Source organism: Luteimonas yindakuii (assembly GCF_004803715.2).
Lineage (GTDB): Bacteria > Pseudomonadota > Gammaproteobacteria > Xanthomonadales > Xanthomonadaceae > Luteimonas > Luteimonas yindakuii.
The window spans coordinates 76,976-90,955 of sequence record NZ_CP039383.2 but is presented as its reverse complement, the minus strand read 5'-3'; the positions used below and the strand labels follow the sequence as shown (position 1 = coordinate 90,955).

Genomic DNA, 13,980 nt, shown 5'->3' with positions numbered 1-13,980 from the left:
GACACGTCGCCGCCGGCTCAGCGCTGCACGCGCTCGCTGTCGCTGGCCTCGCGCACCCCACGGAACTCGCTGTCCGCATCCCACTGCGGCCACTGCGCCGAATCCGCGATCCCGCGCACCAGCCGCAATACCACCGTGGTGTCCGCGGTCGGCCCGCGCATGTCCCAATCCTCGTTGAACTCGTCGCCGGGCTGGTGGTAGCGCTCGGCGAAGTACGCCGCGCGCGCGGCCATGCCGCCCGCCACGCCGCCGTCGATCTGGTCCATGCCCGGCCCCACGGTAATCGCCGGCACGCCGGCCTGCGCGAACGCGAAATGGTCGGCGCGGTAGAAGAATCCGGCTTCCAGGTTGGGATCGGTGGAATAGGTGCGGCCCTCGGCCTTGGCCGCATCCTGCAGCGCGCGCTCCAGCGACACCCGGCCCACGCCCCAGCTGGAGATGTCGCGGGTGGGGCCGTCCGGGCTCCACATCTCCATGTTGATCGCCGCCGCGGTGGTCGCCAGCGGCCGTAGCGGGTTCGCTGCGTAGTGGGTGGCGCCGAGCAGCCCGCTTTCCTCCGCCGTCAGCGCGATGAACAGCACGCTGCGCGCCGGCGGCGGGCCCGCGGCCATGACCCGCGCGATCTCGATCATCGAAGCGATCGCGGTGGCGTTGTCGACCGCGCCGTTGATGATCGCGTCGCCGCTGGCATCGGGTTCGCCGATACCGAAGCTGTCCCAGTGCCCGGAGACGATCACCGTCTCGTCGGCGCGGCCGGATCCGGGCAGCAGGCCGGCCACGTTGCGGCTGGTGATGCGGCTGCGTTGCACATCGAAGGCCGTGGAGAAGGTCGCATCGGTTAGCGCGTGGGCGCGGAAGCCATGCTGCTGCGCCGCGCGCTTCGCGTCGTCGAACGACAACCCGGCATCGGCGAACAGGCGCTCGGCGGTGGCGCGCTGGATCCAGCCGCGCACCGGCAGGTGATGGTTGGCGGCATCGGCGCGCACGATGCCGAACTGCGGCGCCGCACGGCCGTTGCGCACCGTCGCCCATGGATACGCCGCGGGCGCGGTCTCGTGCACGATCAGCACGCCGGCCGCGCCACGCTTCGCCGCCTCGAGGTACTTGTAGGCCCAGCGCCCGTACCAGGTCATCGCGCGACCGCCAAAGCGGCCCGGCGCGGTTTCGAAGTCCGGATCGTTGATCAGCACCACCACCACCTTGCCGCGCACGTCGAGGCCGGCGTAGTCGTCCCAGTCGAGCTCGGGCGCGGTGATGCCGTAGCCGGCGAACACCAGCGGCACGTCGCGCAGGTCGACGTTGCCGTCCGGATGCAGGGTTTCCAGCGCGATGTCGTCGCCGTTGGCAAGCCCGCGCCGGGTGCCGCGGATCGCGAACGCCGCCCGCACCGGGCCGGCGATCGCGGTGCGTTCCAGCGTCACCGCCTGGGCCCAGCCGCCATCGTCGCCGGCGGGCTGCAACCCCGCGGCGGCGAACCGTTCGCTGATCCAGGCGACGGTCTTCTCCTCGCCCGGAGTGTCGGGTGCGCGGCCTTCGAATTCGTCCGAAGCGAGCACGCGCAGATGCGCGGCGAGGTTGTCACTGCTGATGGCACCGGCAGGCGCGCCGTCGCGCCCGGTCGAAGGCGTGGCCACGCACGCCGCCAGTGCCAGGCTGGCCAGGATCGGTCCCAGTACGCGCTGCATCGGGCTCATCCGGTCGGGTTGAGCCCCGATAGTGCACCAGCGCGCGCGGTGCGACGCGGTGTACGCGCGTCAGTCGGCCGTCGCCGGCAGCTTCGGTGGCAGCGCGAAGCAGTCGATGAAGCGCTGCGCCAGCGTGCGATCGCCCTCCAGCCGCAGCCGGCCATCGGCCTCGGCCGGTTCGAACGGGCGTTTGCCGTAGACCAGCCCGACGAAGGTGGTGGGGTCGGTCTCGAAGACGACGTCCGCCGCGGCAGCGTCGCCACGTTCGATCCCGAGGTCCGTGGGCGAGAGCCGGCCGGTGAACGTCGATCCGGGAAAACGGAACTGCAGCGTCATCGTCAGCGGCTCGCGGTCGGCGCGGATCATCGTGCGCAGCGACAGCATCGCCGACACCGGCGACAGCGGCAGGGTGGGGTCGTGGCGCGGCGAACGCAGTGCCCAGCGACCCATCGCCTGGAAGATCGGCTCGGCCTCGCGGCCCCAGGCGGTGAGTTCGTACACCTGCACCGCGGCCGGGGGTGGCAGCCTGCGCCGCCGCACCACTCCCGAGCGCTCCAGCCCGGCGAGGCGCTGGGTCAGCACATTGGCGCTGATCCCGGCGAGGTCGGCACGCAGGTCGGAGAACCGGCGCGGGCCCAGCATCAGCTCGCGGATCACCAGCAGGGCCCAGCGTTCGCCCACGAATTCCAGCGCCAGCGCGGTGCCGCAGGCGTCCTGGTACCAGCGTTTCGCCAGGTCCTCGCGAGTTTCGGTAGTTTTTTCTGACTTCATGATTGTTTTTTATAACCTAATGCGCATAGGATCGGCCGTAGCCCGGTGGCCCAGTCCGTTCCACCCGCCGTGCTGCCAGGCAATGCCCCGCCCGGGGACACCATAGGGAGGAACACGATGCCGGTCGACCAGAACGCACCGCTGCGGATCACCGCCTTCGAGTGGGTGCCCCGCTTCGCCCGTGGCCATGTCCGCGACCTGCGCCCGCGCTGGGCCTGCGAGGAGATCGGCCTGCCCTATGCCACCCGCCTGATCAGCGCCGTCGAACGGCCGCCGGAGTACTTCGACGAGCAGCCCTGGGGCCAGGTCCCGGTGCTCGAGGACGACGGACTGACCCTCTTCGAAAGCGGCGCGATCCTGCTGCACCTGGGCGCGAAGGACGAGCGCCTGTTGCCGCGCGACCGCGAAGCCCGCGCGCGGGTGACCAGCTGGCTGTTCGCCGCCTACAACACGGTCGAGCCGGTGTTCATGGAGATCGGCAACGTCGAGATCTTCTGCAGGGACGAACCCTGGGCCCGGCTGCGCCGCCCGGGCCTGCTGGCCGAAGCGGGTCAGCGCCTGGACCGGCTGCAGGCCGCACTGGGCACGCGCGACTGGCTGGCCGGCGACTTCAGCATCGCCGACATCGCCATGGTCACGGTGCTGCGCGGCGTCGGCGATACCGGCCTGCTCGACAGCCGCCCGGGCTTGGCCGCGTACCTGCAGCGCGGCATCGCGCGACCGGCATTCGCCGCCGCCCTGCGTGCGCAACTGGCCGATTTCCAGCCCGCACCCGCCGCCGCCTGAGCGGCAGCGCGCACCCTCGAGGAGGAAGCACCGATGGCCAATACGCACGGCGAATGGATCTGGTTCGAACTGCTGACCAGCGATCCCGATGCCGCACAGACCTTCTATGGCGAAGTGCTCGGCTGGACCGCCCGGCCCAGCGGCATGCCGGGCATCGACTACCGCCTGCTGCATGCCGCCGGCGAGCAGGTGGGCGGACTGATGCGGATGCCGGCGGACATGGACACCGGGCCGGTCTGGCTGGGCTACGTCGCGGTGGACGATGTCGATACCAGCGCGCGCGCCTTCGCCGACGCCGGCGGTGCCATCCACATGCCGCCGACCACGCTGGATGGCGTCGGGCGCATGGCGATGGTCACCGACCCGCAGGGCGTCGCGCTCCATGTCATGCGCGGTGCCAGCGACGAGACCAGCACCGTGCTCAGGCAGTGCATGGGCGCCGCCGACGACAACGCGCTCGGCCATGTGGTCTGGTGCGAACTCACCACGCCCGATCCCGACGCTGCGATCGGCTTCTATGCCGGCCGTCTTGGCTGGCGCCAGGAAGGCGGCGTGCCGATGGGCGACCTCGGTGAATACCGCTTCCTGCACGCGGCCGGCCACTGTTTCGGTGCGGTGATGGGCCCGGTGCCGGGCAGCGACCGCGGCTGGCTGTTCTATTTCCACGTCGCCGACATCGACCGCGCGCGCGACCGGCTGCTCGCCGCGGGCGGCGATGCGCTGCAGGAACCGATGGAAATTCCCGGCGGCCAGTATTCGCTGGTTGCCCGCGATCCACAGGGCGCGCGGTTCGGCCTGGTCGGCCCGCGCATCGCACACACGGAGGATCCGTCATGACCGAACTCGTTCCCTGCCTGTGGTTCGACCAGCGCCAGGCGCGCACCGCCGCGGAGTTCTACGCCTCGGTATTTCCCGACAGCCATGTCGACAGCGTCCTTGCCGCGCCCGCCGACTACCCGGACGGCCAGGAAGGCGACGAACTCACCGTCGGCTTCACCGTGCTCGGCCGGCGCTTCCTCGGTCTCAACGGCGGGCCGCACTTCAGGCCGAACGAGGCGGTGAGCTTCCAGGTGCTGACCGACGACCAGGCGCAGACCGACCGCTACTGGGACGCAATCATCGGCAACGGCGGCGAGGCCAGCGAGTGCGGCTGGTGCCGGGACCGCTGGGGCTTCTCGTGGCAGATCACTCCACGCGCGCTGATGGAGGCGATGGCCGACCCGGACCGCAACGCGGCCCGGCGTGCGATGGAGGCGATGATGACGATGCGGAAGATCGACATCGCCACCATCGAGGCGGCACGCGCGGGCAACGCGAGCCACTGAGAGGGAACCGTTCCAGCCGAGCCGGATCGCGACCGGCTCGACGCGCGTTGCCCTCACCCCTGCCCCTCTCCCGCGGGCGGGAGAGGGGGGACCGCGGTTGCTGGCGGGTGGCCTTCTTTCGAAACGGGACTGGGAGCAGTCGCTGTCTCTGCAACACCCCTCTCCCGCCTGCGGGAGAGGGTGCCCCGAAGGGGCGGGTGAGGGCACGCTTGCTCAATGCACGCCGTGGCAGACCGCGGTCGGGCCGAAGGCTTCGCCGAAGGTCTGGCCCTGGCGGTGTTGCTGCCAGTAGAACGTCGGTGCAGGCACCGCCTGGTTGCCGATCTCGGCCATGTCGGCGGCGACGTCGAACAGGCGGCCGTCGACCATCACGTAGCGGGTATCCGCGGTGTGGCGGATGTTCTCCAGCGGGTTGCCGTCGAGCACCACCAGGTCGGCACGCTTGCCGACTTCCAGGGAGCCCAGTTGCGAGCCGAAGCCGATGTAGTCGGCGCCGTCGATGGTCGCCGCGCGCAATGCCTCGAAGTTGCTGAAGCCACCCTGCGGCAACATCCAGATCTCCCAGTGGGTGGCCAGGCCCTGCAGCTGGCCGTGGCCGCCGACCTGCACCTTGACCCCGGCATCGCGCAGGCCCTTGAGCGCCTTCGCCACTTCGATGTGGTGGTAGTCCCAGTCCGGCGCGATCTCGCGGCGGATCGCACGTGCGTCCAGCGTCTCGCGCGGGAAGAAGCGGTTGAGCTTGGCGTCCTCCCACACGTTGTCGCGCGCGTAGAACCAGTACTCGCCCGACAGCCCGCCGTAGCTCACCACCAGCGTCGGCGTGTTGCGCACGTCGGTTTCCTTCCACAGGTTGACCACGTCCTTGTAGAGCGGTGCGACCGGCAGGTTGTGCTCGATGCCGGTGGCACCGTCGAGGATCATCGTCATGTTGTGGTGGAAGGTGGAACCGCCCTCCTCCACCACCAGCATGCCGAGCTCGCGCGCGGCCTGGTTGACCTGCTGGCGCTGGTCGCGGCGCGGCTGGTTGTAGCTCTTCACCGAGAACGCGCCGTGTGCCTGCATGCGGCGCAGATGGCTGCGCGCGTCATCGAGCGAATCGATCTCCGCCTTGTAGCCGCCATCGGCGCCGTACAGGATCGTGCCGGTGGAGAAGATGCGCGGGCCCACCATGCGCCCGGCCTGCACCAGCTCCGCCTGCGAGAACACGAACTCGGTGGTGGCCGACGGATCGTGCAGCGTGGTCACGCCGAAGGCGAGGTTGGTGTAGTACGCCCAGTTCTGCTGCGGCACCACGCCCTGGCCGAAGTGCGAGGCATGCGCGTGCACGTCGATGATGCCGGGCATGATCGTCTTGCCGCTGGCGTCGATCACCCGCGCACCGGCCGGCACCTGCACCGCACCGGTCGCGCCGACCGCGCGGATGGTGTTGCCGTCGAGGACGATCGTGCCGTTCTCGATCACCTCCTGTTGCTCTTCCGCATTGCGCATGGTGACGATGCGCGCATTGGTGAACGCCACCACCTCGCGCGGAGCCTGCACCGGCGCCTCCAGGCCCACCGGGATGCCGCCACCCGGTGCAGGCGTGGCGATCTCCTGCGGCGCGCCCGGCAGGAAGGCGAAGGTCTCGTCGAGCCGGCGCGAGTGGTAACGGTCGCCGACCATCCAGTGCAACGAGTGCGAGTCCGCCGCCCAGTGCAGGTAGCTGCCGACATCGGCGCTGACCTGGCGCACCGGCAGAGCCTTCGTCTGCCGATCCAGCGCGATCACCCGACCGGTCTCCGGCATCGGCGCCACGTAGGCGTTGAACAGTTCGGTGAACGCCACCCACTTGCCGTCCGGGCTGATCTGCACCGAATCGACGTACTTGAGGTCGAACACCTCGCGCGGATCCTCGCCGTGCAGGCCGACCGACATCAGCTTCTTCTCCATGCCGCCACCGGTGAGGTAGAGCACGCGGCTGCCGTCATGGTTGAACTGCGGGGCCTGGCCGGTTTCGGCCACGCGCACCGGCGCACCACCGGCCACCGGCACCACGTAGATGCCGCGGTCGCCCGACCACAGGCTGCCGGTGAGCCCGCCGCCACCGCTGCGCGCGTAGACCACGTGGCGGCCATCCGGCGAGAAGCGCGGGTGGTAGTAGAAGCCGCGCTCGCGGGTGAGCGTGCGCCCGCTGCCGGTCCCGCTGGCGCTGCGCACGTGGATCGCGCCGAGTGCCGCGTCGGACCATGTCGTGTAGAGCAGCTGGCGGCCGTCGGCACTGAAGCTCGGCTGGTATTCGTACACGTCGCGGCTGCCGGTCAGCTGTTGCGGGGTGCCGCCGGGGAGCGATTTCCGCCACAGCTGGCCGAGTGCATGGAACACCAGCGTGCCGCCATCGGCGGAGGTGGCGACGTCGCGGATCATCCGCGGCGCAAAGCTGCCTTCCGGCAGCGACTGCGCGAAGCGCAGCGGCTCCGCCACCACCTGTTCGACCTGTGCGGTGAACGGGATCTTCGCCGCTTCGCCGCTGGCCATGTCGACGCGCCACAGCCCGCCCTGCGCCCAGATCGCCACGTGCTTCGAATCCGGCGTCCAGTCGAAGCCGGAATACGGGCCGAAGATCGACCACGCCTCCTGCTGGTCGTGGCTGAGGCCGTCCCACACTGGGCGCACTTCGCCGCTGGCGAGGTCGAGCCGGTGCAGCACGCTGGCATCGCGCACGCGCTTGACGAAGGCGAGTGTCCTGCCGTCCGGCGACACCTGCGGGCGCACCGCGCCGCCCGGCGTCGCCACCACGTTCTCGGTCTTGCCGGTGTGGCGGTCGAAGCGCTTGATCGCGTAGATCACCCCGTGCGGATCGCGGTTGTATTCGAACGTCGGGCCGGGGCTGACGTCCTGCGAGTAGTAGACGTAGTGGCCGTCGGGCGAGACCGCGGGTTCGCCGATGTCCTGCTGCTCGTTGGGCTTCTCGACGAGCTGCATGCCGGTGCTGGTGCCGGCGGCGTGGAACAGCCACAACTCGCCGGCACCGAGCGAGCGCGTCGCGGTGAAGTGCTTGCGCGCGACCAGGTACTGCCCGTCCGGCGTCCACGCCGGGTTGTTGAGCAGGCGGAAGGTCTCGTTGCTGACCTGGCGCGGGTCGCTGCCGTCGGCGGCGATCGTCCAGATGTTGTTGCCGCCGCTGCGGTCGGAGGTGAACGCGATGCGCCCGCCGTCGGGCGACCAGCGCGGCTGGATGTCCCAGGCGCGGCCGGTGGTGATGCGGGTGGCGCTGCCGCCGGCGACCGGCATGCGGTAGAGGTCTCCGAGCAGCGAGAACACCAGCTCGCGGCCGTCGGGCGAGACATCGACATCCATCCAGGTGCCTTCGTCGGTCTCGAAGCGCACCGTCTTCGCCGCGCCCTGCACGCTGTCGACGTTCCACGGCTTCGCGTCCTCCGCTTCCGCGTCGTCGCGCAGGCCGCGCGCACTGTCGAGCGGCGCCTCGGCGTGGTCCATGCCGGCGGCGTCGAGCGCGTCCTGCTCGAGTTCGACGTTGGGGTCGCGGCGGTCGTCGCGGTCATCGGCCTGCGCCTCCGGCGCGGGCGTGGGCTGCGGCTGTTGCGCGAGCACCGGAGCAGAGGCGAGCGCGCAGGCAAGCGCGAGGGCGAGGACGTTTCGGGTCATGCGGCGGGTCCGGCTGGGGCAAACCGTCGACCATAGCGGCCGCGGTGGCCGCATGCGTGGGACAAAAGTCCCGGTGCCCATGGCGTGCCGGCTTCACGCAGCCGACGCAACGCGCGGCACAGCATCCGCGGCATGGACTTCTTCCCCGACGACTGGGCCGGCATCTGGACCCCCGAGATGCCGCTGCTGGAGCTGCTGGCGCGCGCCGGCGTGCTCTATTTCGGCATCCTGTTCCTGCTGCGGATCATGCCGCGGCGCACCGGCGGCGAGCTGGCGACGATGGACCTGGTGCTGATCCTGCTGATGACCGAAGCGGCGGCGCACGCACTCGGCGACTACTCCTCGCTCGGCGACGGGCTGCTGCTCATCGTCACCGTGATGCTGCTCAACTTCCTGGTCAATGCGCTCAGCTACCGGGTGAAGTGGCTGGAGCGGCTGGTGTCCTCGCCGCCGATCCCGATCGTGATCGACGGCCACATCCAGCGCCGCAACATGCGCCGCGAGTTCGTCACCGAGGACGAACTGCAGAGCCATCTGCGCCAGAACGACATCGACGACATCGCCAAGGTCAAATGCGCCTACGTGGAAAGCGAGGGGCAGATCACTTTCGTCACCAGGTCGTAGCCGTTTGCCGTTGCCACTGCGCCGCGTCTGTGCCGCCGCCTTGTCCCGGGCGATGGCCCAGGCCGGCTGACGACGCATGCGCCTGCTGATCATCACCTGCGGCACCGAAGGCGATACCCGTCCGCTGGCGGCACTGGGCCATGCACTGATGCGCGGCGGACACGATGTGCACCTGCTCGCCGATGCCGCCACGCTCGGCACTGCGCAAGCGCTCGGCGTGCCCTGCACGGCGCTGGCCGGCGACATCCGCGCCACCATTGCCGCCGAGGGCGCGATGCGCCGCATCACCTCCAACCTCGCACGCCTGACGATCGCGCACACGCAGGACTGGCTGCAGCAGGCGATCGCCGCCGGGCGCGGCTGCGACGCGGTGGTCGTGTCGGGGCTGGCCGCCTTCGTCGGCCAGGCGGCAGCCGACGCACTGCAGGTGCCGGCGATCGGCGCGATGCTGATCCCGATCACGCCCACCGCCGCATTCGCATCGCCATTCGTCCCGGGGCCGGCGCCACGCGCGTTCAACCGCGCCAGCCACTGGCTGTTCGGCCATGCCAGCTGGCGGCTGTTCCGCCCCGCCACCAACCGCGCACGCCGGCACGTGGGCCTGCCGCCGCAGTGGGCGCTGCGGACCGACCATCCGATGCTCTACGGCATCTCGCCGGTGTTGCTGCCGCGCCCGCACGACTGGCCGGCGACCACCCATCTGTGCGGGCAATGGATCGCGCCGGCACCGGCGTGGACGCCGCCGCGCGAACTCGTCGACTTCCTCGATGCGGGCGAACCACCGGTCTATGTCGGCTTCGGCAGCATGGCCGGCTTCGACAACGCACGCCTGCTGCGTGCGGTGGTGGGCGCGATCGGCGCGCGACGCGCGCTGTTCTCCGCCGGCTGGAGCGGCATCGATGCGCACAGCCTGCCGGCCAACTTCCATCCGGTCGGCCATGTGCCGCACGACTGGCTGCTGCCGCGCTGCGCACTGGCGATCCACCACGGCGGCTCCGGCACCACGCACTCCGCCTGCCGCGCCGGCATTCCATCGGTGATCGTGCCGTTCGCCGGCGACCAGTTCTTCTGGAACACCCGCCTGCGTGCGCTCGGAGTGATGCGTCACACGCTGCGCGGCAGCACCATCACCGCCGCCCGGCTTGCAGCGGCCATCGACCATGCCGGAGGCGCCGATGCCCGCCGGCGCGCAGCGGCACTGGGCATGCGGATGCGCGACGGGGACGGCACCGCGGCGGCCGTGGCACTGGTCGAACATTACGCGGGCGACCGTTAGCCGGGTCCGTCATGCCCGGCGTGGGCTGGCATGTGTGCGCTGATCCCTCGCACACATGGGGACGGCCTCCGCGGACCTCTATTTCCCGTCCTGCGAGCCCGCCACCCACAGCCATCCACCCGTCATGCCCGCGCAGGCGGGCATCCATGGACGTTTCGTACCGTTGCGTTCGACGTCCATGGACCCCGCCTTCGCGGGGGTGACGGTGAGTGCGTCGGCCTGGAGCCGCGATCGCGCCAAAAATGTGACGGTATTGACACTTCGCAGGGCGCTCTCCACTCTGCGCGCCGACACGGAGGTGGAGGCCGGCGCACACGACGCCCCGGCGCATGGACAGCAGACGGCAGCGCCGTCGACGTTGCGATGCCCCTCCGTGCAACACGCCCGCATCCGCGACGCGTGGACACAACGGAACAGGGGACAGCATGAAGTACAGTAATCCGGGGCCCGCGATGGGCGCCCTCGTCATCGGTGCGTGCCTGGTCGTGGCGACCACCGCGCAGGCACAGAACCAGCCGCTGCAGACCTGGACGCCGCAGCCGCAGGCCCAGCCGCAGGAAATGGATCCGGCCAAGCGCGTGCCGGCCACGACGACCGGCGCCACCCGCACCGCCGACGCGCTGCCCGTGGTCGACACCACTGCCGCACAGGCCGCGCCCGTCGCACCGGCCACATACGCCACGCCCGACAGGCCGGCACCCTACGCCAACCGCGGCGGCTTCTTCGTCGGCGTGCATGGCGGCAAGGGCGAGGTGTACGCGGATGTCGAGCAGACCGCGCGCATGCTCAGTGCCGGCTACCGCTGGCAGGCCGGCGCGGTCACCCTGGTCGGGATCGAAGTGGCACGCGGCCAGCTCGCGGAAAAACGCGACACCTGGTTCCGCTACGACGAGGTCGACTACGCCAGCATCGGCGCCAATGCGCGCTTCAACTTCGGCCGGAACAACCCCGTGTATGCGCTGGTCCGCGCCGGCTACTGGGCTGCGGAAGCAAGCATCGACAACCAGTGGTCCGCCGACATCGACGGCGCCTATGTGGGCGTCGGCGTCGGCGCGGATTTCGGCCGCCATTTCAACATGAGCCTGGTCTACACCAACCACGTGTATTTCGAGAACTACAACTACTGGAACGACTACGACGTCAACCGTGCCGACACGCTGATGCTGGGCGCTGAAGTCCGCTTCTGATCCATGCTCCACACCAGCCCGGAGGGTCCCCGGGCTGGTGGTCACGTGCCGTGTCGCAGGCGGTGCGGGTGGCTCTTCCGTCATGCCTGCAAACGCGGTGTTGTCCGACGGACGTGCGCGTGCCTTGCTCAGGCGGCCGAATCGGGTGCGCGCCGCAGCCCGAAACGACGCAGGACCAGCAGCCACGCCAGCCCGAGCAGCGTGCCTGCCACGCCATGGACCGCATCCATGGGATCGCGGGTGTTCAACAGCGGCAGCAGCAGTTCGTAGGCGACATTGGCGCCGCACAGCACCAGCGCGGCCAGCACCAACGCATGCACGCGCACGCCGGTCATCAGCCACGCGAAGCCCACGCCGGTGAAGAACAGGTACGACAGCGCGAAGTTGGAAACATGGCTGTAGAAACCGGGTAGCAGATCGAGGATGGCCCGGGAACGAAACAGGCCCGGCTTGCGGCCGGCGAACAGGGCGAGCACGGCGGCAAGCAACAGAAGATGGAAAGCCGTAGCCGCCAGTCGCGGCTGGAACCGCAATGGAGATGCAGTGTCTTTACGCATGCAACGGCGTCGACTGGACAGGTTGGCATCCTCGCATGCAGGCATGCCGGAACACAGGGACGCCCTCCATAGCTCCCGCCGTCAGCGCTCGGGCCGCCCGGACATGCACGTCATCGCCAAGACGTGTCGCGTGGATTCCACCGCCACTCGGGATGCGTGGTCTACACGGCCCACGTTGCCTGCGCCGGGGTGACAACCTGGCACCTACGCGTGCTGCGTCATTGCGTGAGCGGCGTCGTACCCATGGCCGCTATCGCGAAGGACGCCTCGCCGCCGCACGACGCCGGATCAGTCCGGTCAACGCTGCCGGATCGACCACCGCCTGCATCCGCACCGACCCCACCGCCTCGGCGAGGTAACGCGCATTGGCGCCGCCGAGCCACACCGGCACCTCGGCGGCGAGCGCGGCATCCAGCGCGCGCAGTTCGGCCACGGCAGGAATGGCCTGGCCGGGGTCGATCGAGCTCACCGCCACCGCCGCCGCATCGAGGCGGCCCGCCACCGTGGCCAGCTCTTCCGCCGGCAGGCCGGTGCCCAGGTACAGCACCGACGCGCCGGCCTCGTGCGCATGCAGCGCCGCGCCGAGCAGGCCGAGCTCGTGCGGTTCGCCGGGCAGGGTCGCGAACAGCACCCGCGGACGCGCCGCCCCCGGGTGCTGGGTGAGCACCGACATCAGCCGCGCCCGCAGCAGGCTGCTGACCAGGCGTTCCTGTGCGATCGCCAGCCGCCCGTCCGCCCAGCGCACTCCCACTTCGCGCAGCAGCGGCGACACCACGCGCGACACCAGCACGGTCACCGGCAGCGTCGCGATGGACACCGACAGGTCGCGGTCGAACTCGTCGATGCGGTAGTCGGCGATCGCATCCAGCATGCGCCCGGGCAACGCATCGAGCCCGCCGTAGCCGGTGTCGCGGCTTTCCGCGGCAAGACGTTCCAGCGCCGCGGAATCGAGCGCGGCGAGGTCGCGGATCGGATGGCCGCGGGCAGTCAGCCGATGCAGGTGGCACAGGCGATCCACCATCGCGGCGTCATACAGGCGCCGCCCGGCCTCGTCGCGATGCGGCACCACGGCCGCATGGCGCCGTTCCCAGGCGCGCAGCGTCTCCGGGGTGAGCCCGGTGAGTTCGGCAGTGGCCTTGACCGGAAACATGGTCGCAATGTACATGTTTCGTACAATCTTGTATTGGACAGCCGATTAACGGCGCGGGGCGGAAGCTGCACCTGTCATCCCACAGGAGCTTTCCCATGAACCGCATCACCCGATCCCCCGTCCGCTCGCTTGCCCTCGCCCTCGCGCTGGGCCTTTCCGCACCGTTGGCGTTCGCCGCCCAGCCGTCGACCGCCACCGCCGCACCGGCCACGCGCGCCTCGGCCGACATCGTCGACACCGCCGTGGCCGCCGGCCAGTTCAAGACCCTCGCTGCCGCCCTCACTGCAGCCGGCCTTGTCGACACGCTGAAGGGCGCAGGTCCGTTCACCGTGTTCGCACCGACCGATGCCGCCTTTGCCGCGTTGCCGGCGGGCACCGTGGACAACCTGCTCAAGCCCGAGAACAAGGACCAGCTGGTCGCATTGCTGACCTACCACGTGGTGCAGGGCCGGGTGCCGGCCGCACGCGTCGCCACGATGGATTCCGCCACCACCGTCAACGGCGCCCCCGTCGGGATCCGCGCCAACGCCGGCAAGGTGATGGTCGGCAACGCCAATGTCGTCACCGCCGACGTGATGGCCAGCAACGGCGTCATCCACGTCATCGACAAGGTGCTGATGCCGCGCTGAGCGCGGCGTCTTCCCAACCGCATACGGAGACACCCCCATGAAAACGCTCAATCTCGTGACGCTGGCGCTGGTGATCATCGGTGGCATCAACTGGGGCCTGGTCGGCGTGGCCCAGTTCGATCTCGTAGCCGCGATCTTCGGCGGCCAGGACGCCCTGCTCGCCCGGGTGGTCTACACCCTGGTCGGCCTGTCGGCGCTGTGGCAGATCATGCCGCTGATGCGCGCAGGCAGCACCGGCGAAGTGCACGCCCAGGCGCGCCGCTGAGCCCCACCCGTCGACCGGCGCCTCCGTGCCGGCCGGCGGTCAACCGCCAGCCCTGCGGTCTGCTCCCCCGCAGGGCTGGC

The 13,980-nt window shown here is 70.2% G+C and carries 13 protein-coding genes; 8 read left to right on the top strand and 5 right to left on the bottom strand.

Annotated elements, in window-relative coordinates; all coding sequences use genetic code 11:
* Positions 1-17 precede the first annotated feature (17 nt).
* Together E5843_RS00425 and E5843_RS00420 are read right to left on the bottom strand one after the other, a co-directional pair.
* Complete coding sequence (locus tag E5843_RS00425; protein WP_141065538.1) at positions 18-1,685, bottom strand: M28 family metallopeptidase; 1,668 nt, start codon at positions 1,683-1,685, stop codon at positions 18-20.
* Positions 1,686-1,754: 69 nt separating this feature from the next.
* On the bottom strand, positions 1,755-2,456 hold the full coding sequence (locus E5843_RS00420) for a winged helix-turn-helix transcriptional regulator (RefSeq protein WP_136411490.1): 702 nt from the start codon (positions 2,454-2,456) through the stop codon (positions 1,755-1,757).
* Positions 2,457-2,573: 117 nt separating this feature from the next.
* Here E5843_RS00420 and E5843_RS00415 point away from each other — a divergent pair, with 117 nt between their 5' ends.
* The 3 genes from E5843_RS00415 to E5843_RS00405 are packed head-to-tail and all read left to right on the top strand — an operon-like array spanning position 2,574 to position 4,567.
* The gene (locus E5843_RS00415; protein ID WP_136411489.1) at positions 2,574-3,242 is read left to right on the top strand and encodes a glutathione S-transferase family protein; all 669 of its coding nucleotides are present in this window, start codon (positions 2,574-2,576) and stop codon (positions 3,240-3,242) included.
* Between the two features lie 33 nt (positions 3,243-3,275).
* Positions 3,276-4,079, top strand: coding sequence for a VOC family protein (locus E5843_RS00410; RefSeq protein ID WP_136411488.1), 804 nt, complete (start codon positions 3,276-3,278; stop codon positions 4,077-4,079).
* On the top strand, positions 4,076-4,567 hold the full coding sequence (locus E5843_RS00405) for a VOC family protein (RefSeq protein ID WP_136411487.1): 492 nt from the start codon (positions 4,076-4,078) through the stop codon (positions 4,565-4,567). The genes E5843_RS00410 and E5843_RS00405 overlap by 4 nt, the downstream gene beginning before the upstream one ends.
* Positions 4,568-4,780: 213 nt before the next feature.
* Here the strand turns inward: E5843_RS00405 and E5843_RS00400 are convergent, their stop codons facing one another.
* Positions 4,781-8,212: an amidohydrolase family protein gene (locus E5843_RS00400; RefSeq protein WP_244240802.1), complete on the bottom strand. Its 3,432-nt coding sequence runs from the start codon at positions 8,210-8,212 to the stop codon at positions 4,781-4,783.
* Positions 8,213-8,344: 132 nt separating this feature from the next.
* On the opposite strand from E5843_RS00400, the gene E5843_RS00395 reads away from it, so the two are divergent.
* From E5843_RS00395 to E5843_RS00385, 3 genes are all read left to right on the top strand, one after another.
* The gene (locus E5843_RS00395) at positions 8,345-8,836 is read left to right on the top strand and encodes a DUF421 domain-containing protein (RefSeq protein ID WP_134675345.1); all 492 of its coding nucleotides are present in this window, start codon (positions 8,345-8,347) and stop codon (positions 8,834-8,836) included.
* A gap of 76 nt (positions 8,837-8,912) precedes the next feature.
* Positions 8,913-10,112, top strand: coding sequence for a glycosyltransferase (locus tag E5843_RS00390; protein WP_136411484.1), 1,200 nt, complete (start codon positions 8,913-8,915; stop codon positions 10,110-10,112).
* 425 nt (positions 10,113-10,537) lie between these two features.
* Positions 10,538-11,299 carry a porin family protein gene (locus E5843_RS00385; RefSeq protein WP_136411483.1) on the top strand — a complete coding sequence of 254 codons (762 nt, stop codon included), beginning with the start codon at positions 10,538-10,540 and terminating at the stop codon, positions 11,297-11,299.
* A gap of 128 nt (positions 11,300-11,427) precedes the next feature.
* On the opposite strand, the gene E5843_RS00380 is transcribed toward E5843_RS00385, so the two are convergent.
* A complete protein-coding gene (locus E5843_RS00380) occupies positions 11,428-11,856 on the bottom strand; it encodes a hypothetical protein (protein WP_136411482.1) in 429 nt (142 codons plus the stop codon).
* A gap of 250 nt (positions 11,857-12,106) precedes the next feature.
* A complete protein-coding gene (locus tag E5843_RS00375) occupies positions 12,107-13,021 on the bottom strand; it encodes a MerR family transcriptional regulator (RefSeq protein WP_136411481.1) in 915 nt (304 codons plus the stop codon).
* 80 nt (positions 13,022-13,101) lie between these two features.
* Here E5843_RS00375 and E5843_RS00370 point away from each other — a divergent pair, with 80 nt between their 5' ends.
* Positions 13,102-13,635 (top strand): fasciclin domain-containing protein, encoded by a 534-nt coding sequence (locus E5843_RS00370; RefSeq protein WP_136411480.1) that lies wholly within the window; start codon positions 13,102-13,104, stop codon positions 13,633-13,635.
* A 37-nt stretch (positions 13,636-13,672) separates the two neighbouring features.
* Positions 13,673-13,900, top strand: a complete 228-nt coding sequence (locus E5843_RS00365; protein ID WP_134675351.1) for a DUF378 domain-containing protein — start codon at positions 13,673-13,675, stop codon at positions 13,898-13,900.
* Positions 13,901-13,980: the final 80 nt, after the last annotated feature.